The following is a 23,982-nucleotide window of genomic DNA, read 5'->3' on the forward strand; positions in this document are numbered from 1 at the left end:
CCAACCTCTGTTTCTGCCTATTCATAAAGCGAGAGCTTTTAGGTGTTTTCTTTCTTGGGATATCCTGCTAGACCAATCGAAGCCACTAGCAAAATTTGCGGTAAGAATTGGATGAGGTAGCGAGTCTTCCCACCTTCAAAGATGGTTAAGAAGAGCAAACCACCAAAAACCGCTAAGGAAAGGAAGTTAAAGTCATCCGTATCTCGACGCTTGAGATAAGCCCCAAGCAAGCCAGCCGACAGGACGATCCAGATTAACTGCTTGATAAATTCATAATACTTGTACTGTGGCCGATCCGTGCTGAGGAAATAGGTTCGCACCCATTTAGCAAATCCATTATTTTTTGTGCGTTTTGCATAGAGTGGATTGATATAAGGCGTCTTCTCATACTGTACATCTCGATACAGCCAACCCAGGGTGCCTTCTGCTACCGTCAAGGATTGCTTGTAATAGATGTGCCCGATCAAACCGAAAGGTCCATACTCCTTGAGACGGCGTTTGATTTCTTTAATGACATTTTCCTTTTTGAAGAGACCATTGTTGTAGTCTGAGCGCTTGTCCTCATCGATATAAGCCAGCAAGCCCTCTTTCATATCTTCTTGGTTATGCCCCATATCCGTCAAGCCTAGATTGATAAACAAGAGTGGTCCTTTGGCCAGCCCTTCTTCTTTCAGAATCGGCACGACCCTTTGATGATTGACCGCTGTATTCAACCCTGCAAAGACAAATCCCGTCGTCATCACGGTCACCGTAGCAATCTTGCCAAAGACCTTCCAGTTTCCTCTAAAGAAGAGTACAGCCCAAAAGGCAATCATGACAATAATAGTCGTTGGACGGATCAACATAGTTACGCCAGATAAAATCCCTAAACCAAACATCTTCTTCCAGGAGATCCCTGCTTGGTTTTCCTTCAAGAGATCCAAGGACCACCATAATTGCAGAGCAATTAAAGGAAGTGGCGGAATGTCCGTATACATGGAATAGAAATAAGGCGAGTAACAGATCAAGCTCACATAAAAGAGATAGACTAGATCAGCCGTTTTTTGATTGAAATGCTTCTGTGACAGTTTGTACAAGAGGACGGCACCCAAATTGACATAGAGCATATTGAGAACCTGCATAACCCACAGACCACTAGAGCCAAACAACACATAGAAAAACTTTTCATAGAGAAAGAGCGGAATGTTATTCGGATTGCGGCTGAGATAGTTGGTGATGGAAGATTGCTTCAGAAGCTCAAAAGCCCCCTTAAAAACCACCGCAGCATCCCGACGGATCAAAAGTTCCGCACAAACCATGACAATCAGCTGAAAGACGATTGCACCAAGCAAGAAGCCTTTTTTGTGCTGGGTCAACCAAGCAAGGGCTCTTTTGACCCCATCGCGTTTCAACCAGCCTAGCAGAAATAGCAATCCAGCACCTAAAATGGCTAGCCATGAAATCTCTCTCAGATAGGTCACACTGATCAAGAACCAGTGGACCATCACTAGCAACATGATACCATGAAGCATCCCAAATAGAATACGTTTACTTTTCGATAACATAAATCCATTATATCAAAAAAACAGCATTTCTGCTGTTTGTGACTGGTACGAAATCATTTAGGCCGAGGAATGATCTTCACTATTTGCAATCTTCCTTGAAATCAAGCTTGACTTCTCGCAACTCTGTGAATGCAAGTCCTCTGTAAAATAGGATCACAATTAGAAATAAATTCAATGCCAAAAACAAGCCAAAATGTTGTTCCTGTCATTTGCATTTTTATACCCTTCCACATAGACTAGCGACTTCCAAATTCCCTAAAAAGAGTTCTTACTCTTCTCTTTTCAACCAATTTTCACGCTGTGCTTCTTCTGCTAAATCTTTTGCTTTATCGATATCCAATGAATTTGAATTCGACGGGGTGTTGGATTCGATATCTTCTTCCAATTCTTGTAAGATTTGAACATCTTTAGGGGTCAAATTCGAAACTGTAGGGTCTGCTTTAGGCAGAGGACGATAGAACATAAAGAAACCTACAATGACAATCAGAAGAGCGGCAACCGATATGAGAAACCCTTTCTGGAAATCTTCAACAGGTATTTTAGTACCTTTCGTGGACAAGTCCTTCCACTCTGGGTGTTGCTCCTCAGCCTCTTTTTTAGCATTAAAAGCAGGTGTGATCAAAACTCGATTCATCAAGGTGATTGCTCCCAGGGACATCAGCAAAAACGGAATATGGCGTGATTGACTGATGATCACTAAACTTCCACCTGTAATAGCAATCAAGCTGATGAGGATATTAACGGTAAACCAAACTCTCGCCTGCTTTTTCATTTCCAAATACTCTTCTTTTGTCATGTGCTTCTCCCTTAAGATCGCTTATATCGTAAAACAATTACCATAATCATACAGGATTATTCTATGTATTTCAAGTTAGCTAACAACTAGTGAAAAGAGGATAAAAAAGAAGCGCAAGAAACGCTTCTGTACGATTAGTTATTTTGCCAAGTTTCTTGGTTTTCCTTGAAACGGCGCAACATTTCCAAACCTTCAGAGGTAATATAACCTTGTTCTTCTGCCAAATGGATCAATTCTGTGTAGTTAGACAAGGTTTCGAGTTGAACACCAGCTTCTGCAAATTTCTTATCGGCTTTTTCCAATTGGTAGGTGAAGATAGCCACCACACCAAGGACATCTGCTCCTTCACGTTTCGCAGCTGCGACAGCATCCAGAACAGACCCACCAGTAGAAATCAAATCTTCCACCACTACCATCTTTTGACCTTGTGGTACACGGCCTTCGATTTGGTTCCCAGCACCATGATCTTTTGGTTTGCTACGGATGTAGGCAAAAGGCAGATTCATCTTATCAGCAATAATAGCCCCATGAGGAATCCCCGCAGTTGCTGTTCCAGCAATCACTTCTACTTCAGGGAAAGCTTCCTTAATTTTGTCCACAAATCCATTCTCAATCAAGGTACGAGTTTCAGGATAAGCGAGGGTCACACGATTATCTGTATAAATAGGGGACTTGATTCCAGAAGCCCAAGTAAAAGGCTCTTCTGGTTTCAAATAAACGGCTTCAATTTTTAGAAGATGGCTGGCAATATCTTTAGCTAATGACATGATAACTCCTTTTTTACGATTTTAATCGAATACGAATTAAATAGGAAACAGTTTTAAACAATAACAGTAGTATAGGTTGGTGAATGCGTTAGGGAAGGTCCTATCGGACTTCCCGTAGAGCTACAAAAGTTTCACTTTTAGTAGTGATTAGTATTTCCGACGATTTAGAGGATAAAACGATCATTTTTATCCTCTAAATCTAGTGAATAGTTTAGGGAAGGCCCTATCGGGCTCCGATTTTTCCGACGATCTCAGAAGAGAAACTATTTTTTTCTCTTCTGAGATCTAGTGAACTCGTTAGGGAAGATCCTATCGGACTTCCCGTAGAGCTACAAAAGTTTCACTTTTAGTAGCTCTTACGAGTTCCACTGTCTCTTAATCTCATGATAAGCATCCCATGGGTTTTCTGCTTGGATGATCGGACGTCCAACGACAATGTAGTCTGAACCGATGGCGTGGGCTTCTTGTGGGGTCATGACCCGTTTTTGGTCACCAATTTCTGCTCCCGCAGGACGGATACCTGGGGTTACACAGACAAACTCTTCTGATGTAGCCTTCTTGATCAAATCAACTTCATGGGCTGAACAAACAACTCCGTCCAAACCAGCTTCTTGTGCTTTTCGGGCATAATTAACTACTGATTCTTGGACAGTGGTTTGGATGTTTTGGCAATCACGCATGTCTTCTTCACTGGTAGAAGTCAACTGAGTCACCGCCACCAACTTGGCTCCTGGCCCAAGTGCTTTTTTAGCTTCGCGCATCATCTCTACACCGCCAGCCGCATGAACTGTCACCATATCCACACCAAAGGTGCCAAGGACAGACATTGCTGACTTAACCGTATTTGGGATGTCGTGCAATTTTAGATCCAAGAAAATACTGTGGCCACGACCTTTCAGATAGTGGACAATTTCTGGTCCAACTGCATAGAAAAATTCCATTCCTATTTTTACAAAAAGTTTTTCATCTTCTGGGAAATGTTCTAAAAAGTTTTTTACATCTTCAAAAGCTGGAAAGTCAAGGGCGATGATGGGACGTTCTTCACGCATGGGTTTCTCCTTTTAATGGGTGACATTTTTTCCACAAAAAAACCTTGCCCGAGGCAAGGTTACACGAAAATTAGGTAGTATCTACCCTGATTCACCGTCTAGACCTTAGGAGCCTCTCTGGACCACTTTAAAGGTTTTTCTACATTGTAGTACGATATTAAAGAAAAGTCAAGAAATAATCATAAAACGTTCGGATTCCATCTGTCTTTTTCATCTTTCGACTAGGAAAGATTCATAAACATGTTAAAAGATTGACGAATAAACATTTTTCCTGTAAAATTTTTGCTATGCTGAGTAAGGGTTGTTTCAGTTGTAGCTTACTCAGTAGCCTGTTGGGGTTGTAGCCAGCAGGCATTTTTTATTTTCATGATAATCCTTATAATAGATTTTCTCGAACATGTTTTCGTAAGTTCTCAAGAGTGTCAATGCCATATCGATCCATGACCTGTGGCAGGTCTTCGATGATCGTTGGACAAGCATAAGGATCGGTGAAATTGGCAGTGCCGACACCGATCGCAGAAGCGCCAGCAATCATCATTTCAATCGCTGCTTCTGCTGAATCTACACCCCCCATTCCTATAATTGGAAGTTTAGTGAATTGGGCTACTTGGCGAATTAACTTTAAGGCTACTGGGAAGATAGCTGGTCCTGACATACCTCCCGTACCATTGGCAATAATGGGTTTGCCAGTCTTGAGGTCAAAGCGCATCCCCACCAAAGTGTTAATCATGGTTAAGCCACTAGCGCCCGCATCTTCAGCAGCCTTGGCTACCTGGGTGATATCTGCTACGCTCGGGGTCAGCTTGACATAGACGGGGACAGACGAAGCCTCTACTGCTGCTTTAACGGCATCATAGGCCAACTCAGGAACCTGACCAATCAAAAGCCCGTTATTCCCATGGTCCACATTGGGACAAGAGATATTAAGCTCGATGGCCTTGACATTTGGTGCTTGAGAAATCTTCCGCGATACCGTCGCATACTCTTCGTTGGAAAATCCTGCTACGTTGGCAATAATCGGTAGATCTGGATAATGTTTGGCCAACCAAGGGAGTTTTTCTGCGAGAACGACATCAACGCCTGGATTTTGGAGACCAATGGCATTGAGCATGCCTGCGGGTGTCTCTGCTACACGTGGTGTCGGATTTCCAAAGCGAGCCTCGGCGGTTGTCGCCTTGATCATAATGGATCCTAATAAGTCCAAGTCATAGTATTTGGCATATTCTTGGCCAAACCCAAAACAGCCAGAAGCTGGGATGATGGGATTTTTCAAATCTAATCCTGGTAAGGATACAGCTAATCGATTACTAGTCATTCTTTCCTCCCTACATCACGATCGTACCAGTTTCAAAGACTGGACCATCTTCGCACACGCGCTTATTGGCCGCTTGACTTGCATTTTCCAGATGCACCACACAGGCATAGCAAGCTCCCATCCCACAGGCCATACGGGATTCCATTGAAATATAGGCCCGAGGGTGGTCATAGAACTTGCTGTTGACATATTTGAGCATACCAGGGGCCCCACAGGAATAGATGGCATCAAACTCCTTGTCAATCTGATCAACGATGGTTGAGACATACCCCTTGGTACCATAAGTCCCATCGTCAGTTGTAATGGTCACTTGCCCATACTGCTTCAACTCTTCTTCAAGGATAACCGCTTCTTTAGTAGAAAATCCAAGGACAGAATGGACTTCTACTCCTTGCTCATGTAGCTGTTTAGCCACTTGGACCAAGGGAGGTACTCCAATCCCGCCACCGATAATCAAAGTACGCGCCCCTTGGCCAATACCTTTTAGGTCAAAGCCATTCCCTTGAGGACCCATGACACTTAGAAAACTACCAATAGGCAGCTGAGAAAAGATGGCCGTTCCGCCTCCTTCTACGCGATAGATGAGGCGACAGGTATGGCTGGCTTGATCAATCTCTGAGATAGAAATGGGACGACGAAGGAGCTTAGAGTCATCCGGTACACGGATATGGAGAAACTGCCCAGCTAGCATCTGCTCGACCATTTGCCCCTTCAAGACCATTGAAAAAATCCGTGGCGCAATTTCTTCTTGAGCGATTAACTCCATGTCTTCCATCATGATTTTTCCAAACCGTTTTTTACAGCTGTCACTGACCATTGGTTTCCTCTTCTTTCTTCCAGCAAAAAAGACCTCGCAAAAGCAAGGTCCTACAAATGATCAGCTAGACTCAGTCCGCTGATCTTTTTTTCTGTCTTTCCTTGCAGGCCTCTCTGGACCCCTTAAAGGTTAAATTTGTATCATTATATCGTGCTACTAGATGCTTGTCAAGTAGAAATCGGTGATTTAAGAAGCTTTCTTGGGATCAAAATCCTCTGGGATCGGTTTGATGTATTGCATGGCGATTCGGTTCTCAGGCTTGCGATCGACCAGGTAAAGAACCAACAAGAAGACCCATTCCAGAGGCTTCATCAGATAGTAAATGACATCCATAGCCCATTTCTTCTTGATATGTTTAGCAAAAGGATAGCCATAGCGGTCATAATTGCGACGTAAGAAGCGATGGAAACGTGGCGTCTTTTCTTCCAGTACTTGCTCAAAGGCATTGGCAATGCAGAGCTGTCGATTGACGACCACTGGATGACCATGCCGGACTCCCATCCGCTGGGGCTTGACCACCTTTTCATGGCCACCTGCTGCGACCGTACAGAGATAATGCTCATCTATGATCAGATTCTGAGGAGGAATCTTTTCCGAGAAAGTCCAATCTGCCGTATTGGTCCAGGCCTTGACCAAGCTATCAGGTCGCTGACCAAAAAGCATCAGAACCATGACCAATACAGCTAACAAGGGAAGGGCAAAGACGACCGCCAGCCAAGGCCAGTGTTTGGATTGGTGGAGGATGGTGTGAAAGCGCTGGAGAATGGGATTGTCATAGACCCTATTTGGATCAGACTCTCCCTCCCACTCCTTCATCCTGGTCCTTAAGAGACTAATGGAATAAACTAACCAGAAAACCGTGTGACAACCGATGACTTGCAACTGGATGTCAAACAATCCTACCAGCACCAAACCCATCAATATCCCACTGATACAAAAGATATTCAAAAGTGGAGACAAGGAATTAGCATCCCGGTAGGAATAAATGACCAGAGCCAAGAGGGAAATAAGAGCCAAGGTAATGATAGTTGGCAGAGCCTCTGTCCAAATCATGGTATGCTTCTGCTCATTAATGAGCTGTTTTGTCCAATCATAACCGGTCAGATCCTTTACCTGATAGATAATGAAAGATTCTAGAATACAGCCAAAGAATCCTATCCAAAGGATCACAAAGTACTTGCGATTGTTGACCCTTCGTTTAATTTTTTCCTCTTCTTTCTCGTCATAGACACCGACCAGCTCCTTTTCCAAGGTCTGGGCCTGTATCGTAGACCATCTAGAAATAACATACAGAATCACAAAGATATTAGGAACAAAATAACTGACCCCTAGGGCATGAACCAGAATTGTAACACTGTAAACTGCAACTCCAAAAATAGCATTCCAGAAACCCAAAGATTGGATATTTCCTGGCAAGCTCCCGACAATTAGAAAAGCAGACAAACTAAGAAATATCAGGAAGTTGGTCATAAAGTTCATCTTTAATACACTGGCTAAAAATTTAGTCTCCAGTTCCTGGTTCCATTTTTTGTACCAGTTAGCAATTTTTTTCATAAGGCCTCCAAAGCTTATCTTTTCCATCATTCTACCAAGGTGTTAACATTCCTTCAATTCTAAACCTGATTTATAGGGAAAAATCCTTCTAGAGACTGATACCAGCTAGGATTTTCTGCGAAAAGTATGTTAAAATATAAGCATGAGAATCCAACAATTACATTACATTATCAAAATCGTCGAAACAGGCTCTATGAATGAGGCATCCAAACAACTCTTCATTACCCAGCCAAGTTTGTCTAATGCTGTGCGGGACTTGGAAAAAGAAATGGGGATTGACATCTTCATCCGTAATCCCAAAGGTATCACTCTGACCAAGGATGGGATGGAGTTCCTTTCTTATGCCCGTCAAGTCGTGGAGCAGACCCAACTCTTAGAAGAACGCTATAAAAATCCAGTAGCCAATCGGGAGCTCTTTAGCGTATCATCCCAGCACTATGCCTTCGTGGTCGAAGCCTTCGTCTCTCTCCTCAAGAAAAGCGATATGGAGAAATACGAGCTCTTCCTACGGGAGACTAGAACCTGGGAAATCATCGATGACGTCAAGAACTTCCGAAGTGAGATTGGTGTCCTCTTCCTGAATGGGTACAACCGGGATGTCCTCTCAAAAATGCTGGATGATAGCCACCTTAAGGCAACCCACCTCTTCACTGCGCAACCTCACATCTTCGTCAGCAAGTCTAATCCATTGGCTAACAAAGATGTGGTCAAGCTAGAAGATCTAGAAGACTTCCCTTATCTCAGCTATGACCAAGGGACCCACAACTCCTTCTACTTCTCAGAAGAGATCCTCTCCCAAGAGCATCACAAAAAGTCTATCGTGGTCAGCGACCGTGCCACCCTCTTCAATCTCTTGATTGGTCTGGACGGCTACACCATTGCGACCGGTATCCTCAATAGCAACCTCAACGGAGACAATATCGTCTCCATCCCACTAGATATCGATGACCCAATCGAGCTAGTCTACATCCAACATGAGAAAGCCAGCCTCTCCAAGATGGGTGAGAAATTTATCGAATACTTACTTGAGGAAGTCCGATTTGATAAATAAGGACTAACCATCTACACAATCATAATAAAAACACCTGAAACAAGTAGCCTTCTACTTCCTTCAGGTGTTCTTTTATTGTCTTAATTTAGAAAAAACTTGGCCAATCTTCCCTTCAATAACCAGGTCCGCCTGCTTGTCTTGCGGGATACTGGTTTTGTTGATGACAACCAGATTCTTCCCTTGGAAGTACTGGATCAAACTAGCTGCTGGATAGACCACAAGGGAGGTCCCTCCGATGATGAGAAGGTCAGCCTCTTGGATAGCTCGAGCTGCTTGGCTAAAGACGTCCATATCGAGGGGTTCCTCGTAAAGGGTCACATCCGGCTTGACCACCTTGCCACAGTCGAGGCAATGAGGAATAGTCCCTGCCAAAGCTAGAAAGGCCTCCAGATCATAAAAGCGCTGACAGCCCGTACAGTAATTGCGATCGGCACTACCATGGAGTTTCAAGACTTTTTTAGATCCTGCCATCTCATGGAGACTATCAATATTTTGCGTCACCACTGCCTTAAGCTTCCCTGTCTGCTCCAGCCGAGCAAGATAACGATGGGCTGCATTGGGCTTGGCATCCGGATAGAGTAGGTATTTCTTATAAAAGTCGAAAAAATCCTCTGGATAGCGCTCAAACATGGTATGAGAGACCAATTGCTCAGCCGTAAAATGACGACTCAAGGTGACGCTATAGACGCCGTCTGAGCTACGAAAGTCGGGAATATTGGACTCCGTAGAGACACCTGCTCCACCAAAAAAGACAATATTCTGACTACGGTCAATCACGTCCTGCAACTCTTTTAGTTTATCCATGTCTTCCTCCATACAAGAGAGCCTCGATCACGGCATTGGCCTGGTCGAAATAAAAAGGTTCTCGTTGATAAACAATCCCCGTCTCCTGCGCCAAGCTCACTAAGAGCTCCATAAAATGTTGAGAAGAGAAACCTGTCGTCCGGTGCAATTCTTCCTCATCAAAGGGTTTGATCAAGTGGGCCAGGGGATTGCGGACGGATTTTTCTAACTCCCGCAGTTGCTTGGCCGCATCCTTAGTGGAATCCGGCAAGTCTAAGAGCAAGATCAACTCCGTCAAACTGGACGAATTGACTGCACTCTCGCTATGGAAATTCTGCAAGGCTGGATGGTCAGATGATCGGATCTTGTCAAACTTCCAATGGTCATAGCTGGACTCCTTGGAGTTGTGAATGTAGTCTGCAATATCAGGGATCTGCATTTCAATCAAGCGCATAAAAATTCGGTAAATGGCAGGACTCACCGCACGAATGAAGTCAATCATCTGATCGTTGCGGAGCTTGGCTTCTAAGTCATAAAGGTAGTTGGCCAACTGTTCCTCTTCTGGATCCTCATGCCAAAAAAGCTGAAAACCAGTCGCTTCTAGCAACTCGGTTCTCAACTTTAGGTTCATGATTGGTTGAATATTGAGTTCTCGACGCTCTGCCATTAAGTCCAATAAGGTCAAGACCAGCTCCGGAACTTCCTTCTGCTTCTTAGCAGAGCGGAGGGCCCGACCATACTGGTAGGTCTGAAGGTCGTAAAGCCACTCATCATGAAGGTATTCTGTCATTAGTCTGCGATCAAGGTTTCAAGACCAACTTTCATCATATCAGTGAAAGTATTTTGACGTTCTTCAGCGGTTGTATCCTCATCTGGATTAACCAAACTGTCTGAAATCGTCATGATAGCAAGGGCATCCACATGGTGTTGGGCAGCAAGATAGTAAAGAGCAGCTGCTTCCATTTCTACAGCTTTAACACCCCATTTACCAAGCTCTAAGTTCTTTTCAAAGTAGTTTGAATAAAAGACATCAGATGACAAGACATTGCCGACGTGCGTCGTCATGCCAAGGTCTTTGGCAATGTGGTAGGCTTTATCTAACAAATCAAAGCTAGCGATTTGTGGGAAATCATACATAGGCCAATCATTGCGGATGATGTTTGAGTTGGTAGCTGCTGCTTGGGCCAAGACCAATTCACGGACATGGACATCGCCATTCAAAGAACCAGCGGTACCCACACGGATGAGCTTCTTCACACCGTAGTCTACGATCAACTCACGCGCATAGATAGAGATGGATGGCATCCCCATTCCAGTACCCATGACAGATACCCGGTGACCCTTGTAGGTACCAGTATAACCAAACATGTTCCGAACTTCGTTAAAACAAACAGCGTCTTCTAAAAAGTTCTCAGCGATAAATTTCGCACGAAGAGGATCCCCAGGAAGGAGAATTTTATCAGCAATTTCACCTTGCTTAGCAGCAATATGGATAGACATGTTTAAGATATAAAGGGCGACAGAGAACAAAGGAAAAATAGGAAACTGACGACGCATCGCAGATGCTAGGCAGTTTATCTTTTTTTCACAGTTCTCCGCCCGTATTCAGTTCAGCGAATACGGTTAACCCTTCCTTTCTGTGTGTATTTTTTGTTTAGAAAAGCTTTCCACTTGTACTCAAATTTGAACACAGGTTTCATGCTTTCTGTTTTCATAATAGAGGGCAGGCACCAAAAAGAGGGTTATTCTTAACCCGAATGAGCCTGTTTCCTTTATGCCTACTTAAATTATACCATAAGAAGATAGGATTCATCTAGCTTGTAGGTTAAATTACCTGCATAAAAGACTACTGTATCTTATCTACTTGGAGACTCCTTTCATTTTCTCCCCATCAGACGATCCAACCTCTGGGTCAAGCCATAAGTAAGAACGGCTGTTAGTAAAAGGTAAGGCATAGCTTCTAGCCCTTGACCCGTAAAGCCGATTACTAGCCCTGTAGCAGAAAAGGGAGCATTTAGGGTCACGGTCAAAAAGCAAACAGCGCCAATCAGTAGTAGGGTAGATAGACCCTCAAATCCAAAAGCTAGAGTTATAAGTGACGCTCCTGCCATTCCCAGTGCAAAGGAAGGTGTCAGAGTCCCTCCGTAAGCTCCCGCCCAAAGAGTAAGCAAAACGACGAGTGCTTTTAGGACAAATAAGACTAATGCCGTCTTCCATGGAATGCCATTGATAACCTCCTGAGCTACCATTCGTCCATTGCCAAGAAGGTGTGGGAGTTTCTGAGCTAGGACAGCTAAAAAAAGAAATGCCAGTGGAAGAGTCAGGAAAATACGCTGGTCTTTGATCCGATGAGCAGTGGTTTGCTTGGTCAAGCGCGCAAATCCATAAGCTAGGGGTGTTAAGACCAAGACTAATATCGGCATTACCCACAATACCTGTAGTGACCAAGTCGGAACCGGCATCTTGTAGAGTGCATGATCTGAAATCACCCAACCTGCTACAAAAGCAGCTAAATAGGTCGTGACCCCAGCTAGGACAAAGCGTTTAAGTGAAAATGCAATGCCTAAGGTTTCAAATATAAAAAACACACTCGTTAATGGGACTTGGTAAACCGCAGCCAATCCTGCTCCCGCCCCACAAGCGATTAGGAAAATACGATCTGTCAGAGATAGGTCAAAACCTTCCGCAAGAGGCCCTGCCAACAAGGCGCCAATCTCCCGGGGCGCTCCTTCTTTTCCAATAGGGGCCCCAGCTCCTACGGCAACGATTTGCCAGCTAGAATGGAGCAACTGTTTCCAGAAATGAAGGGTGGGACGAGCATCCTCCTCCTTCATCTGACCCTTGATGGAGAGGAGCTTCCCCTTTCGTTGCAAGAAATACCAGACTAAGGCCGAGGCAAGACCTACAATTAGTAAACTGATACCTATCCGATAAGGAGGAACTCCATCCGTCAAAAAGTTAGACTGATGCTCTGATTGACCAAAGGCCAATCCCTCCACTAATTCTAAAAGGAAATGAAGAAAAATACCCGCTAAACCCGAAACAAGCCCTAGCAGACAAGTTGCTAGGACCATTTTCATTTTATAGGGAATTGCTTGAATAGATATCACAATTCTTTCCATGTTTTTTACAATTCAGCAAGAATCGCTTTCAGCAAGCCTTTGAAGTCTCCTTTAACGCGCTCAGTGACTTCTACCACTTCTTCATGGTTGAGCTCTTCTTGGAAACCAGCCGCAAAGTTGGTAATACATGAAATCCCAAGAACCTTCAAGCCAGAGTGAGCCGCAATGATGACTTCAGGAACGGTTGACATACCTACAGCATCAGCGCCAAGTGTCTTGTACGCACGGATTTCAGCTGGAGTTTCGTAGGTAGGACCTGTCACACCAATATAAACTCCATCATCCAATTTGATGCCAAGTTTGTCAGCTACTTTGTGGGCGATTTCGCGGTAGGCTGGAGTGTAAGCTTTCGACATATCAGGGAAACGAGGACCAAAGTCATCCAAGTTTTCACCGATTAATGGGTTTTGACCTGTCATGTTGATGTGGTCAGTGATAGCCATCAAGGTACCAGGACCGAAGCCGATACCACCTGCAGCGTTGGTTACAAGAACCCCTTCACATCCTAACACTTTCATGACACGAACTGGGAAAGTCACCACTTCCAATGGGTTTCCTTCGTAGAAGTGGAAACGACCTTGAAGCGCCAATACCTTACGTCCAGCAAGATCACCATAAACCAATTTACCAGCGTGTCCGACCACTGTTGATTGACCCCAGTTTGGAATGTCAGAGTAGTCTACTACGACAGCATTTTCGATTTCTTCAGCCAATTCTCCAAGACCTGAACCAAGGATCAATCCGAACTCAGGAGCTTCGATTCCTTTGCCCTTCAAAAATGCTGCTGTTTCATTGATTTTTGCTAATAATGTCATTGTGTTTCTCCTTTTATTTCTTAAGTAATCTACCAATTTTGTCAAAGGTGTTAGCGTTGCGAATAGTGATCTCACGATAGAAAGGCATCTTCATCAGATGTTTGTGGTAGGCGGTTTTAGCGTAGCTTGCTTCTGAGAATTTCCCCCAGAAAACAGCTAGCTTGCCAAAGTGGAGCACTTCATCCCCTAGCTTCAAAGCAAGCAACTTCTCTTCTAGGGATTCCCTATCCAAGCCCTCGGTGTAAAAGAGCACATCCTTGCGAGCCATCTCTTCTGTCCACCATTGCGGTAAGTTTGCACATTCTGCTTCATAGTCTTTTCGACTCAGCAGAGAAAAGCGTTCAATAAAGGGATAATGTGTTTCAAAGAAGGTCGACAGGCACTCTAATAACTGAGATCGAGAAAGACCTGTCGTAAAGAAGATATTGCCACTGTTGATGTAGGTTTCCACTTGTTCCAATCCCAGCTCCGTCAATTCTTGACGAAGTTGAGCCATGACCACCTTGTTTTTGCCGCCAACATTGATTCCTCTTACGAGGAGAGCAAAGCGCATCATCTTAAACCAATTTATCTAAGAAGCTTTCTCCGATCATGGCTTTCTCAACACCAAAGTTGTCCGCCACAGTAGCTGAGATATCCGCAAAGTGACCAACTGGAATCAAGCCGCTACCTTTGAAAGATGGGCTGTAAGCCAAGAATGGGATGTATTCACGAGTATGATCAGTACCAGCGTATGTTGGGTCGTTACCATGGTCAGCCGTAATCATCAAGAGATCGTCTTCTTTCATTGCAGCGATGATTTCTGGCAAGCGCTCATCGAACTCATGCAAGCAATCACGGTAACCATGTGGATCACGACGGTGACCGTAAAGAGCATCAAAGTCCACCAAGTTAGTGAATGAGAAACCATGTTTAAAGTCTTCTGATTTCATAGCTTTGATCAAGTTGTCAATACCGTGGCTGTTTGATTTGTTGTGGCCCATATCGTGGTTGATACCAGCACCGTTGAAGATATCGTTGATCTTACCAACTGCATAGGTATCGATACCAGCTTCGTTCAATTTGTCCAAAACAGTTGGAGCAAATGGTGAAACAGCCAAGTCACGACGGTTAGCCGTACGAGTGAAGTTTCCAGGCTCACCAACGTAAGGACGAGCAATGATCCGACCGAGAAGAGCTGGACGTTCCAAAGTGATGGAACGAGCATATTCGCAGATACGGTAAAGTTCATCCAAAGGAATGATGTCTTCGTGCGCTGCGATTTGAAGAACAGGGTCAGCTGATGTATAGATGATCAACTCGCCAGTTTCCATTTGGCGTGGTCCGAAGTCATCGATAACAGCTGTACCAGAATAAGGTTTGTTGGCTTCGCGGATGACCTTGCGACCTGAGAATTCTTCGATTTTTGTCAAGATTTCTTCTGGGAATCCATTCCAGAAAGTATCAAAGGGTTCTGTAATATTAAGACCCATGATTTCCCAGTGACCTGTCATGGTATCTTTTCCAAGAGAGACTTCTTCTAACTTCGTAGCGTAACCAGTTGGATTGCTCTCAGCTGGAACAGTCTTCAAGGCTTGTTCACGCGGAATATTTCCAAGACCAAGTTTTGCCATGTTTGGCACATTCAAACCAACTGCTTTTGAGATGTGTCCAAGTGTGTCAGATGCGCCGTCAGGCACACCAGCATTGACAAAGTTATTAGCATCTGGAGCTGCTCCGATCCCTACTGAATCCAATACAACTAAATGCATACGATTAAATTTTGGCATTTTGAATGTCTCCTTTATAATTTAAACTGACTACAGTATAACACAATTTTTTGAAAATGTAACGCTTTCATATAAAATTTTATAAATAAGTTTTCTATCCCTAGAAAAAAGGACAAAATGCCCTTTTTAAAGTGATTTGCTAATGATTTTTGGACCTTCTGGTGTCCCTACGATTACTTTAGAAACCATTCCTAAAAAGAGACCATGGTCAACAACACCGACAGTCCGGTCCAACTCTTCTGCTAAGGCTTCAGCATCTGGGATCACTTTCAAATCCAAATCAATGATAAAGTTGCCTTGGTCGGTCACAAAGCGTTGGCCATCCTTTTCACGATAAGCTGGTGAGTAGCCCTTCTTCTCAAAATGACGGAAAAGATTCTCTGCTCCGTATTGAACGACTTCTACCGGAAGTTTAAAGGTACCAAGTGTCTCCACTTGTTTTGACTCATCAACAATCCAGATGCAGTCTTTTGAGTTGGTCGCAACGATTTTCTCCATCAAGAGGGCACCGCCTCCACCTTTGATCCCGTTCAAAGCTGGGTCTACTTCATCCGCACCATCTACGGTTAAGTCCACCACTTCTACATCGTCAATCGCTTTTAGCGGAATTCCCAAGCCTTCTGCCTGCTCATAGGTCACGCTTGAGGTCGTAACAGCTGTAATCTTCAAGCCTTCTTCCTTGATGCGGCGTCCCAATTCAGCCACAAAATAATAAGCAGTTGACCCTGTACCGAGACCGACAATCATGCCGTCAGTGACAAACTCAGCCGCCTTAATGCCGACCTGTTCTTTTAGGTTTACCATCTTAGACCTCCATTTCTGTTCATATTTAGTATAGCATATTGGCGGACAGATTTCACTACTTAACTGAAAACCTTTTCAACTCCTCCTTCTAAAAGCAATATCTTGCCCCTCTTGCTAGTTTACGATAGAATAGAAGAGAATACACAGGAAAAGAGAAGATAGATGATTACTAGAGAATTTGACACCATTGCTGCTATCTCGACGCCTCTCGGTGAGGGAGCGATTGGGATTGTCCGCCTAAGCGGGACAGACAGCTTTAAAATCGCGCAAAAGATCTTTAAGGGAAAAGACTTAACCAGCGTGGCTAGCCATACGCTCAACTACGGTCACATTGTGGATCCAGCTAAAGATGAGATTCTGGATGAAGTCATGGTTGGCGCTATGCGCTCACCTAAGACTTTCACCCGTGAAGACATCATCGAGATCAACACCCACGGAGGGATTGCGGTGACCAACGAAATCCTGCAGTTGGTCATCCGTGAAGGAGCTCGTCTGGCCGAGCCAGGTGAATTTACCAAGCGGGCCTTCCTGAATGGTCGGGTCGATTTGACCCAAGCGGAGGCGGTCATGGATATTATCCGGGCCAAGACCGACAAGGCTATGAACATCGCAGTCAAACAGTTGGACGGATCCCTATCTGATCTCATCAACAACACGCGCCAAGAGATCCTCAATACTCTGGCTCAGGTCGAAGTCAACATCGACTATCCTGAGTACGACGATGTCGAGGAAGCAACCACTGAGATCATCCGCGAAAAGACCACTGAGTTTGAAGCCCTCTTGACTAACCTCCTCAAGACAGCTCGCCGTGGTAAAATTCTTCGCGAGGGGATTTCTACTGCTATCATCGGACGGCCAAACGTCGGTAAATCCAGCCTTCTGAACAACCTCCTGCGCGAAGAAAAAGCCATCGTGACCGATATCGAAGGGACGACCCGTGACGTCATCGAAGAATATGTCAACATCAACGGGGTTCCCCTCAAGCTTGTCGATACAGCCGGTATCCGGGAGACAGAGGATATCGTCGAACGCATCGGGGTGGAGCGCTCTCGGAAAGCCCTCAAAGAAGCTGATCTGGTCCTCCTGGTCCTCAACGCTAGCGAGCCTCTGACTGATCAAGATCGGCAGCTCCTTGAGATCTCCCAAGACAGCAATCGCATCATCCTTCTCAATAAGGTCGATCTCCCGCAACAAATCGAGTTGGATGAGATCCCAGCTGATCACATCAAGATTTCTGTCCTTAAAAACCAAAATATCAACCAAATCGAAGACCGCATCAATGCCCTCTTCTTTGAAAATGCCGGTCTAGTCGAGCAAGATGCTACTTACCTCTCAAATGCACGCCATATATCTCTCATCGAGAAAGCCGTTGAAAGCCTTCAAGCTGTTAATGAAGGCCTAGCCATGGGCATGCCAGTGGATCTCCTTCAAGTCGATCTGACTCGCACTTGGGAAATCCTTGGAGAAATCACAGGAGACGCTGCACCAGACGAGCTCATCACCCAACTCTTCAGCCAATTCTGTCTTGGTAAATAACCATCAAAAAAATCGTATGTTTGAAACATACGATTTTTGTATTGTTAATTTCCTTGGTCCAGACTTTGGACGGTGAGGTAAGCTTGGTAGATCAAGAAGAGTCCTACTGCTGTTAAGAAAGGAATAGCAAGAGGGAGTTCTGTCTCGATTTGGCCAAATGGTGAATTGCCGACAAAGTGAAGGCCAAAGCCAGCTACAAAATAGAACCAGCCCGTCATCATCAACTCCTTGCGACCTTTTGTAGCTTGAACGATCAAGTAGAGACCTACCATGAAAAGAGCTGTGTAGACCCAGTGAGATACGACCCCATTCATGATCCGACCTAGGATACCAGATACTGCATAAGAGAAACCTTCTGGCATATCTTGACGGATATAGGCAAAGTCCTCTACAATCTGGAAACCAAGACCAGATGCAATCGCTAAAAGGAAGATAGACTTGATCCGACGCACATTGAACAAATAGAGGACAAAGAAGATCGGAATCAACTTGAAGGGTTCCTCAAAGAGCGGGCCTGCAATAGCACTCTCGTACTGGTTCCAAAAATCGCTATTGGGCGCTACTGCTTGAATCATCTCATGGAAATAGGTATTGGCAAAACTAGACAACCAACCTGCGATAAAGCCACCACCTAGAAGTGAAAAGAGGACCGGAATCCAGGACAACTTCCACTTCTTCGCGAAATGAAAGAGAGCCCAAACAGCAGGAATCGCATAAACTAAGAGCAAGAGGACAGAGATACCAATGATCCCATACTGGGATCCAGTCATCCAACCAGCTGTGATAGACTGAGTCTCATAGGCTAGACCAATAGAGAGCAAGAATAAAAATAGAAACAAAATCGATTTGCGTTTCATAAAAAACCTTTCTTTAAAACAATTAAAAAGGCTGGAAATCCAGTCTTTTTGTCTGTATGGTTATTGTAACAATAAAATCTTAAAAAAACAATAAATGGATACGGAAATAGCTACTGCTGGTTGCTGCTGTTTATTGATGATATTTTTAGGGACTTGCGAAACAACACAGCTCTATAACCAGGAAACATTGATATTATCAACTCCACACATCCTACAGAGACAGATTTTCTTATGTTTTTAATATTTTTCAAAACTATATTTTAAACAATTTATTTAATCTTTCTAACTCTAATACACTCATATATACTTCTACTCCAGTAACTATCCCCTTACTATAAATAATTCCACAAGAAAACACAATCCTCTCCTGACTCAAAATATTTGACAATACTACAAAAGATTCCAAAACATAATCCTCTATAGTAATAAAACAATTATTTTCATCTTTGAAAAACTCTATAAATCCAATATCCTTACACCTATCACGAAAATGAAACTTAAGTGATTTTAAAAAATAATCAAAAAACGCATCACTCTCCATATAAAACTCCTTCTTTTTTAAAATATTCTGACATAATCATACAAAAATAAGTTTTGGGACCATTCGAAACAACACAGCTCTAAAACATCAACACACGGTTCAACTATAAGTGTTTCATTTCTAATTCTGCCCCTGCAGAAATATAAAATATGCTTAGAACGCCTAATCTAATATGCTTTTAGAAAATTTTGGTCAATTTTTGGTCAACTTTTTTGCTATCTTATTTTTTGACTGACCTTTTACAACTCTTGAATTTCAGCCAAGGTCATTGTTTTATAGTAGTCTGGTATTTGTGGCATTCTTAATAGTACAAAGGCCCACCATGAAATCATACCATTTATGACCAATATAGCACTTTCATAACCACTATTAAGTCCCATAAAAAATGCTAAACAAATCGTATTAATACCAAGCGTAATGTACCACCAATCAAACATTCGTTTCCCTTTTGGTTCAAAAACAAGTCGACAACGTTTACTATTTGGCGGGATTCTTGATTCGAACTTTCGTACTGCAACTTTTTCATACCAGACAGCCATAAGATAAGACAAAAATACAGAGAAAGCAAACAACACTAATTTCAGTAAAATTTGCTCACTAATTCCCCAACTAATAAATGCATCTTTCATCAATCTATGAGAAAAAACCACAAGTGGTTGAACCATGATGACTAAAGCAGTAGACGCGTTCAAGGGTGTCTTTGATTTTATTCTAAAACTATCATTAGATGGAGATAACTCAACCATTTCAGCAGAAACCTCTTTAGGAAGTATGCCGAAAAAATAGGACTTACCTTTTATAGTAGTAGAATCTAAAATATATTTTTTATTTTTAAACTCAACGATTCTAAAAACTGCTATATTCGAATATTTAAATTTTAATTCCACATTTACCACCCAAACACTTTCTGAATTGATTTAATACCTGAATCAAAGGCTTTGCCAACATCTGATATACTTTTATTAAGATTGTCACCCATCTTGTTTGCTATGGTTTAAATACTCAAAAAGTTATTATCCGATGGGATTTGACTTACTACTTCAACACCCCTACTTTTATATCTGTATAGAATTTCTCATCAATCGTCGTAGTAAAAAAGAAGGGAGGGGTCAACTCTTTATAATCTCGAAAATGAATATAGCCAGCTAAAAAGTCGATCCCTTCTCTTACTGACTCATCATCCGGTTCCAAAATTCTAGTTGAAACAGTATTTAAAACTTGAAACATACTGTGATACAAAAAGTCTTTCGGCAAAGCATCTTCAATATACTCTTCTTCTACCGGGATAAACAGTTCCATCAACACATCTTGATTTTCTTCTAACTTGGAATTAATCGTATAAAAGAAAGGTCCTCGAAGCGTATATCCTGCTTTTCTTACGTCGTCTAAAAAAGCATTATAAGTGTCCGGCATCTCTTCTGGAGATACTGTGTAATACCTTGAGATAACATTTCGATATTGTATATCTTGGTATTCTCCCACGTTTTTAAATAGCATCTAAAATCTCCTTAATTGGGATATTAATTTCAACAAAGTGCTGTCCAAATATTGGCAATATCGCTAGAAAAACAGTATCGCCCAGCATTTCTAATCCCTCATCATGAATATATTGCTTCAGTTCCTCAATCTTTGGAAGGAAATGTTCATCAAATGGAGTTACCTCAGACACACACTGCTCAATTGTAAAATGTTCTAAATATTGAAATTCATCATTTCCTTCAATTGGAATGTTTGTCGGAATATAGACCTTAAACAAGGCTTCTCCTGGATTTCCAAACGTGCTCAAACAAGTTTCAATCGTTGTTGGGCCATTTTTATAAACCCCAGTTTCAAAAAATAATTTTTCACAGTTTTCAATCAAATCTGGAAAAATAGCCATGGAAACACTTTTCTCTGTATAAGCAATATTACTGATGTCTATTCTTATTAATTTCATTTTATTTGTCCTCTAAAAATAAAGTTATTCGTGCTTTTCTTTTTCCAACCTGTAAATACTCGTGCATATTCAAGCCAATAGAAGGGAATACATCCAATACTTACTGCTACAAGGCTAGTAACAACATATACCGCCGGTAACGTAAATAAACGTGCTATAACTATTACAATTGCTGCTGAACAAACAACAATAACAGAAGGGATATGTAATATTGTCTTCCTGAACTCTCCAGATGGTAAAGTCTTAGCTTTAGGGACAATTAATAAGTGGTAAACAAAGGTTAGTAGCTGAAAAATAAGACTTAGGCTAATCAACAACATAAAGACAGACCAGTAGTCATCTCCCAAAAACAAAGAACTCCAGAAAAGAAATTCAATGTGAAAAATTAACACAGACGTAGCCGGAAATATTTGCAATAATTTTGATTTGGAAAACTTTTGAAATAGCAAGAACATGAATAACAAAGCCAGTAGATGATAAATGGTAATATGAAAGATAATCACACTCACATCATGCGTCTCACCTTTTATAAAAATAGATACTATAAATATCAGCAAAGTAAACATTACTTCAATTGCAACTGACTTTAAAAAATCAGAGTTTTTTATAGGTCTAGTATCCACAACTGCCATATTCAAAAACTCATAATATCTTTCTTTCATCTTATCCTCCTAGCACGAGCTCTACTACTGCTAGCCATTCTAACTAATTTCATTTTATTTTTCCTCTATAAATAAAGTTATTGGCGTTTGTCTTTTTCCAACCTGTGAATACTTGAGTATATCCGAGAATAAAGAACGAGTTCCATGAAATACTCATTCCTACCAGTCCGATTATAATATAGATTCCAGATAACATAAACAATCGTGTTATTACTACTATTGCTGCTGACGTTATTGTTACAATAAGGGTTGGTAAGTGTAACATATTCTTCTTATGCTCATTATCTGGCAATTGTTTTAACTTTGAAACAATTGATATTTGGTAAAAAAAGTTTACCACTTGAAAAGCAATGCTCAGAGCAACAAAAAGGAAGAATATCAATAAGTACTGTTCCTCAAAGAATATAGAGCTCAAAAAAAGAAATTCAAAATGAAGAAAAAGATACGAAGTCGTCGGAACTGATTGTAAAAATTTTGAAGCAGAAAATTTTTGAAACAACAGAAATGTAAGCAGTACTATTACCATATGGGCAATGGTAACATGAATCAAAAAAATACTAAGCTTATGCATTTGATTCTTTGTAAATATAGAAACAATTAGTACTACTGAAGTAAATAGAAATTCGATTAAAAATGTAAGATAAAAATGTAAATTTCTCACTGGTATATGACGAGTCATCAGTATATTCAAAAACTAAACATACTTTTCTTTCATCCTAGCCTCCTAGCATGAGCTGTACTACTGCTAGACATTCTCACTAATTTCATTTTATTTCTCCTCTATAAATAAAGTTATTCGTGCTTTTCTTTTTCCAACCGGTGAATACTCGTGCATACTCAAGCCAATAGAAGGGAAGGCAGGCAATACTTAATCCTACAATACCAGGAATAATATATATCGCTGGTAACATAAATAAACGTCCCATAATTGCTAAAATTGCTGCTAATGAAGCAAGAATAAGTGGAGGAATGTGTAAGATTGTCTTCCTGAACTCTCCAGATGGTAAGGTCTTAGCTTTAGGGACAATTAACAACTGGTAAACAAAGGTTATTAGTTGAAAAATAAGGCTCAATCCAATTAACTTCATGAAAATAGACCAGTAGTCATCTCCTAAAAATATAGAACTTCCAAAAAGTAATTCTACATGAGAAATGAACACGGAACCAGCTGGCACTAATTGCAAAATTTTTGTTTTGGAAAACTTTTGGAATAGCAAAAATATGAACACGAGTACCAGTATATGATAAATAGTAAAACGAAAAACTAGCATACTCATATCATGTGACTCCTCTTTGATTAAAAAAGAACCTATAAATATCAGTAAAGAAAATATTACTTCAATTGCAACAGACCGTAGAAAGTCAGAGTTCTTAATAGGACTAGTATCCACAACTGCCATATTCAAAAATTCATAATATCTTTCTTTCATCCTATCCTCCTACAATTCCTGCCCACCAATTTTTTAACCCTTTTGAAAATCCAGTGTGTTTATCTACCGAATTTAAGTACTATTTGAAACATCACAGCTTATGGGTCCATCTTCATGATTTCATATTAAGGCTTTTCTCTGATTTGATTTGTAATAGACTCTTAGTTTTCATGTTCTTGCTTAACTAATGCATTCAATTCAAGATCCTATACATCATCAAAAATAGAAAATCTACTGTCTATTATACCACACCATAGATATCCTATGATATAGGCCCAAATGTAGGACAAGAAAAAAACACTGACGAATCAGTGTTCTTTTCTAACTCTGTCCCCTGCCGGAATCGAACCAGCAACTACTCCTTAGGAGGGAGTTGTTATATCCATTGAACTAAGGGGACCTATAAAAAAAGAAGCGAGATCACTCCCGCCTCCTTGTTCGTCTTAACGACGGATTTCTTTAATACGAGCTGCTTTACCTTGCAATGCACGAAGGTAGTACAATTTCGCACGACGTACTTTACCGTAACGTACAACTTCAATCTTTTCTACACGTGGAGTGTGTACTGGGAATGTACGTTCAACACCGACACCGTTAGAGATTTTACGAACAGTGTACATTTCAGTGTGTCCTTGACCTTTACGAGCGATAACAACGCCTTCAAAGATCTGGATACGTTCACGAGTTCCTTCGACAACTTTCGCGTGTACACGAACAGTGTCACCAGGACGGAATGCAGGGATATCAGTACGAAGTTGACCTTCAGTCAAGCTTTGAATTAATGGATTCATTTTATTCTCCTATCTTCGTCAATCTTGAGGGCTACTCCCTCAG

26 protein-coding genes and 1 tRNA gene are annotated in these 23,982 nt (G+C 41.9%); 2 read left to right on the forward strand and 25 right to left on the reverse strand.

Features of this window, described 5'->3' with window-relative positions:
* Positions 1-38: 38 nt before the first annotated feature.
* The 7 genes from D7D50_RS08380 to D7D50_RS08410 all read right to left on the reverse strand — a co-directional run bounded on the left by D7D50_RS08380 (position 39) and on the right by D7D50_RS08410 (position 7,842).
* Positions 39-1,544, reverse strand: coding sequence for a glycosyltransferase family 39 protein (locus D7D50_RS08380; RefSeq protein WP_120701978.1), 1,506 nt, complete (start codon positions 1,542-1,544; stop codon positions 39-41).
* Between the two features lie 268 nt (positions 1,545-1,812).
* The gene (locus D7D50_RS08385) at positions 1,813-2,340 is read right to left on the reverse strand and encodes a hypothetical protein (protein WP_023026759.1); all 528 of its coding nucleotides are present in this window, start codon (positions 2,338-2,340) and stop codon (positions 1,813-1,815) included.
* Between the two features lie 134 nt (positions 2,341-2,474).
* The gene (gene pyrE, locus D7D50_RS08390) at positions 2,475-3,107 is read right to left on the reverse strand and encodes an orotate phosphoribosyltransferase (RefSeq protein WP_023023091.1); all 633 of its coding nucleotides are present in this window, start codon (positions 3,105-3,107) and stop codon (positions 2,475-2,477) included.
* A 356-nt stretch (positions 3,108-3,463) separates the two neighbouring features.
* Positions 3,464-4,156, reverse strand: coding sequence for an orotidine-5'-phosphate decarboxylase (gene pyrF, locus D7D50_RS08395; protein ID WP_023023089.1), 693 nt, complete (start codon positions 4,154-4,156; stop codon positions 3,464-3,466).
* A 376-nt stretch (positions 4,157-4,532) separates the two neighbouring features.
* Entirely contained in the window at positions 4,533-5,471 is a 939-nt protein-coding gene (locus tag D7D50_RS08400; RefSeq protein WP_120701979.1) for a dihydroorotate dehydrogenase, read from the reverse strand.
* A gap of 10 nt (positions 5,472-5,481) precedes the next feature.
* The gene (locus tag D7D50_RS08405; RefSeq protein ID WP_120701980.1) at positions 5,482-6,288 is read right to left on the reverse strand and encodes a dihydroorotate dehydrogenase electron transfer subunit; all 807 of its coding nucleotides are present in this window, start codon (positions 6,286-6,288) and stop codon (positions 5,482-5,484) included.
* A gap of 186 nt (positions 6,289-6,474) precedes the next feature.
* Positions 6,475-7,842, reverse strand: a complete 1,368-nt coding sequence (locus tag D7D50_RS08410; protein WP_120702354.1) for a DUF6688 domain-containing protein — start codon at positions 7,840-7,842, stop codon at positions 6,475-6,477.
* 142 nt (positions 7,843-7,984) lie between these two features.
* Here D7D50_RS08410 and D7D50_RS08415 point away from each other — a divergent pair, with 142 nt between their 5' ends.
* Positions 7,985-8,893 carry a LysR family transcriptional regulator gene (locus D7D50_RS08415; RefSeq protein ID WP_120701981.1) on the forward strand — a complete coding sequence of 303 codons (909 nt, stop codon included), beginning with the start codon at positions 7,985-7,987 and terminating at the stop codon, positions 8,891-8,893.
* Between the two features lie 72 nt (positions 8,894-8,965).
* Here the strand turns inward: D7D50_RS08415 and D7D50_RS08420 are convergent, their stop codons facing one another.
* From D7D50_RS08420 to rpiA, 8 genes are all read right to left on the reverse strand, one after another.
* On the reverse strand, positions 8,966-9,697 hold the full coding sequence (locus D7D50_RS08420; RefSeq protein WP_120701982.1) for an NAD-dependent protein deacylase: 732 nt from the start codon (positions 9,695-9,697) through the stop codon (positions 8,966-8,968).
* Positions 9,690-10,466, reverse strand: coding sequence for a hypothetical protein (locus D7D50_RS08425; RefSeq protein ID WP_120701983.1), 777 nt, complete (start codon positions 10,464-10,466; stop codon positions 9,690-9,692). The genes D7D50_RS08420 and D7D50_RS08425 overlap by 8 nt, the downstream gene beginning before the upstream one ends.
* Positions 10,466-11,176 carry a purine-nucleoside phosphorylase gene (deoD, locus tag D7D50_RS08430; RefSeq protein WP_120702356.1) on the reverse strand — a complete coding sequence of 237 codons (711 nt, stop codon included), beginning with the start codon at positions 11,174-11,176 and terminating at the stop codon, positions 10,466-10,468. Before deoD ends, D7D50_RS08425 begins: the two co-directional genes overlap by 1 nt.
* Positions 11,177-11,553: 377 nt before the next feature.
* A complete protein-coding gene (locus tag D7D50_RS08435; RefSeq protein WP_120701984.1) occupies positions 11,554-12,798 on the reverse strand; it encodes a chloride channel protein in 1,245 nt (414 codons plus the stop codon).
* Between the two features lie 5 nt (positions 12,799-12,803).
* Positions 12,804-13,613 carry a purine-nucleoside phosphorylase gene (locus D7D50_RS08440; protein ID WP_023023070.1) on the reverse strand — a complete coding sequence of 270 codons (810 nt, stop codon included), beginning with the start codon at positions 13,611-13,613 and terminating at the stop codon, positions 12,804-12,806.
* 13 nt (positions 13,614-13,626) lie between these two features.
* Positions 13,627-14,169: a DUF1697 domain-containing protein gene (locus D7D50_RS08445; protein ID WP_023023068.1), complete on the reverse strand. Its 543-nt coding sequence runs from the start codon at positions 14,167-14,169 to the stop codon at positions 13,627-13,629.
* 1 nt (position 14,170) lies between these two features.
* On the reverse strand, positions 14,171-15,382 hold the full coding sequence (locus D7D50_RS08450; RefSeq protein ID WP_023023066.1) for a phosphopentomutase: 1,212 nt from the start codon (positions 15,380-15,382) through the stop codon (positions 14,171-14,173).
* Positions 15,383-15,508: 126 nt separating this feature from the next.
* Positions 15,509-16,186, reverse strand: a complete 678-nt coding sequence (gene rpiA, locus D7D50_RS08455) for a ribose-5-phosphate isomerase RpiA (RefSeq protein ID WP_023023064.1) — start codon at positions 16,184-16,186, stop codon at positions 15,509-15,511.
* Positions 16,187-16,348: 162 nt separating this feature from the next.
* Between rpiA and mnmE the strand changes: the two genes are divergently transcribed.
* Entirely contained in the window at positions 16,349-17,722 is a 1,374-nt protein-coding gene (mnmE, locus tag D7D50_RS08460) for a tRNA uridine-5-carboxymethylaminomethyl(34) synthesis GTPase MnmE (RefSeq protein WP_120701985.1), read from the forward strand.
* Positions 17,723-17,766: 44 nt separating this feature from the next.
* Here the strand turns inward: mnmE and D7D50_RS08465 are convergent, their stop codons facing one another.
* The 10 genes from D7D50_RS08465 to rplS all read right to left on the reverse strand — a co-directional run bounded on the left by D7D50_RS08465 (position 17,767) and on the right by rplS (position 23,939).
* Positions 17,767-18,579 carry a PrsW family glutamic-type intramembrane protease gene (locus tag D7D50_RS08465; RefSeq protein ID WP_120701986.1) on the reverse strand — a complete coding sequence of 271 codons (813 nt, stop codon included), beginning with the start codon at positions 18,577-18,579 and terminating at the stop codon, positions 17,767-17,769.
* Positions 18,580-18,832: 253 nt separating this feature from the next.
* Positions 18,833-19,120: a hypothetical protein gene (locus D7D50_RS08470; RefSeq protein ID WP_120701987.1), complete on the reverse strand. Its 288-nt coding sequence runs from the start codon at positions 19,118-19,120 to the stop codon at positions 18,833-18,835.
* A 239-nt stretch (positions 19,121-19,359) separates the two neighbouring features.
* The gene (locus tag D7D50_RS08475) at positions 19,360-20,016 is read right to left on the reverse strand and encodes a DUF443 domain-containing protein (RefSeq protein WP_120701988.1); all 657 of its coding nucleotides are present in this window, start codon (positions 20,014-20,016) and stop codon (positions 19,360-19,362) included.
* A 139-nt stretch (positions 20,017-20,155) separates the two neighbouring features.
* Positions 20,156-20,617, reverse strand: coding sequence for a hypothetical protein (locus D7D50_RS08480; RefSeq protein ID WP_120701989.1), 462 nt, complete (start codon positions 20,615-20,617; stop codon positions 20,156-20,158).
* Positions 20,607-21,056 carry a hypothetical protein gene (locus D7D50_RS08485; protein ID WP_120701990.1) on the reverse strand — a complete coding sequence of 150 codons (450 nt, stop codon included), beginning with the start codon at positions 21,054-21,056 and terminating at the stop codon, positions 20,607-20,609. Before D7D50_RS08485 ends, D7D50_RS08480 begins: the two co-directional genes overlap by 11 nt.
* Positions 21,053-21,718 (reverse strand): lantibiotic ABC transporter permease, encoded by a 666-nt coding sequence (locus tag D7D50_RS08490; protein WP_120701991.1) that lies wholly within the window; start codon positions 21,716-21,718, stop codon positions 21,053-21,055. The genes D7D50_RS08485 and D7D50_RS08490 overlap by 4 nt, the downstream gene beginning before the upstream one ends.
* A gap of 49 nt (positions 21,719-21,767) precedes the next feature.
* The gene (locus D7D50_RS10265) at positions 21,768-22,397 is read right to left on the reverse strand and encodes a lantibiotic ABC transporter permease (protein WP_227877730.1); all 630 of its coding nucleotides are present in this window, start codon (positions 22,395-22,397) and stop codon (positions 21,768-21,770) included.
* Between the two features lie 85 nt (positions 22,398-22,482).
* The gene (locus tag D7D50_RS08500) at positions 22,483-23,148 is read right to left on the reverse strand and encodes a lantibiotic ABC transporter permease (protein WP_120701992.1); all 666 of its coding nucleotides are present in this window, start codon (positions 23,146-23,148) and stop codon (positions 22,483-22,485) included.
* Positions 23,149-23,476: 328 nt separating this feature from the next.
* Positions 23,477-23,548, reverse strand: a tRNA-Arg gene (locus D7D50_RS08505).
* A 43-nt stretch (positions 23,549-23,591) separates the two neighbouring features.
* The gene (gene rplS, locus D7D50_RS08510) at positions 23,592-23,939 is read right to left on the reverse strand and encodes a 50S ribosomal protein L19 (RefSeq protein WP_003016418.1); all 348 of its coding nucleotides are present in this window, start codon (positions 23,937-23,939) and stop codon (positions 23,592-23,594) included.
* Between the last annotated feature and the right edge of the window lie 43 nt (positions 23,940-23,982).

The organism is Streptococcus koreensis (genome assembly GCF_003627135.1).
In the GTDB taxonomy this organism is placed as follows: domain Bacteria; phylum Bacillota; class Bacilli; order Lactobacillales; family Streptococcaceae; genus Streptococcus; species Streptococcus ilei.

Bases quoted from the DNA above. Each gene is read 5' to 3' on its own strand.
- D7D50_RS08380 (WP_120701978.1), bottom strand. From the start codon at position 1,544: ATGTTATCGAAAAGTAAACGTATTCTATTTGGGATGCTTCATGGTATC.
- D7D50_RS08385 (WP_023026759.1), bottom strand. From the start codon at position 2,340: ATGACAAAAGAAGAGTATTTGGAAATGAAAAAGCAGGCGAGAGTTTGG.
- pyrE (WP_023023091.1), bottom strand. From the start codon at position 3,107: ATGTCATTAGCTAAAGATATTGCCAGCCATCTTCTAAAAATTGAAGCC.
- pyrF (WP_023023089.1), bottom strand. From the start codon at position 4,156: ATGCGTGAAGAACGTCCCATCATCGCCCTTGACTTTCCAGCTTTTGAA.
- D7D50_RS08400 (WP_120701979.1), bottom strand. From the start codon at position 5,471: ATGACTAGTAATCGATTAGCTGTATCCTTACCAGGATTAGATTTGAAA.
- D7D50_RS08405 (WP_120701980.1), bottom strand. From the start codon at position 6,288: ATGGTCAGTGACAGCTGTAAAAAACGGTTTGGAAAAATCATGATGGAA.
- D7D50_RS08410 (WP_120702354.1), bottom strand. From the start codon at position 7,842: ATGAAAAAAATTGCTAACTGGTACAAAAAATGGAACCAGGAACTGGAG.
- D7D50_RS08415 (WP_120701981.1), top strand. From the start codon at position 7,985: ATGAGAATCCAACAATTACATTACATTATCAAAATCGTCGAAACAGGC.
- D7D50_RS08420 (WP_120701982.1), bottom strand. From the start codon at position 9,697: ATGGATAAACTAAAAGAGTTGCAGGACGTGATTGACCGTAGTCAGAAT.
- D7D50_RS08425 (WP_120701983.1), bottom strand. From the start codon at position 10,466: ATGACAGAATACCTTCATGATGAGTGGCTTTACGACCTTCAGACCTAC.
- deoD (WP_120702356.1), bottom strand. From the start codon at position 11,176: ATGTCTATCCATATTGCTGCTAAGCAAGGTGAAATTGCTGATAAAATT.
- D7D50_RS08435 (WP_120701984.1), bottom strand. From the start codon at position 12,798: ATGGAAAGAATTGTGATATCTATTCAAGCAATTCCCTATAAAATGAAA.
- D7D50_RS08440 (WP_023023070.1), bottom strand. From the start codon at position 13,613: ATGACATTATTAGCAAAAATCAATGAAACAGCAGCATTTTTGAAGGGC.
- D7D50_RS08445 (WP_023023068.1), bottom strand. From the start codon at position 14,169: ATGATGCGCTTTGCTCTCCTCGTAAGAGGAATCAATGTTGGCGGCAAA.
- D7D50_RS08450 (WP_023023066.1), bottom strand. From the start codon at position 15,382: ATGCCAAAATTTAATCGTATGCATTTAGTTGTATTGGATTCAGTAGGG.
- rpiA (WP_023023064.1), bottom strand. From the start codon at position 16,186: ATGGTAAACCTAAAAGAACAGGTCGGCATTAAGGCGGCTGAGTTTGTC.
- mnmE (WP_120701985.1), top strand. From the start codon at position 16,349: ATGATTACTAGAGAATTTGACACCATTGCTGCTATCTCGACGCCTCTC.
- D7D50_RS08465 (WP_120701986.1), bottom strand. From the start codon at position 18,579: ATGAAACGCAAATCGATTTTGTTTCTATTTTTATTCTTGCTCTCTATT.
- D7D50_RS08470 (WP_120701987.1), bottom strand. From the start codon at position 19,120: ATGGAGAGTGATGCGTTTTTTGATTATTTTTTAAAATCACTTAAGTTT.
- D7D50_RS08480 (WP_120701989.1), bottom strand. From the start codon at position 20,617: ATGCTATTTAAAAACGTGGGAGAATACCAAGATATACAATATCGAAAT.
- D7D50_RS08485 (WP_120701990.1), bottom strand. From the start codon at position 21,056: ATGAAATTAATAAGAATAGACATCAGTAATATTGCTTATACAGAGAAA.
- D7D50_RS08490 (WP_120701991.1), bottom strand. From the start codon at position 21,718: ATGAAAGAAAGATATTATGAGTTTTTGAATATGGCAGTTGTGGATACT.
- D7D50_RS10265 (WP_227877730.1), bottom strand. From the start codon at position 22,397: ATGACTCGTCATATACCAGTGAGAAATTTACATTTTTATCTTACATTT.
- D7D50_RS08500 (WP_120701992.1), bottom strand. From the start codon at position 23,148: ATGAAAGAAAGATATTATGAATTTTTGAATATGGCAGTTGTGGATACT.
- rplS (WP_003016418.1), bottom strand. From the start codon at position 23,939: ATGAATCCATTAATTCAAAGCTTGACTGAAGGTCAACTTCGTACTGAT.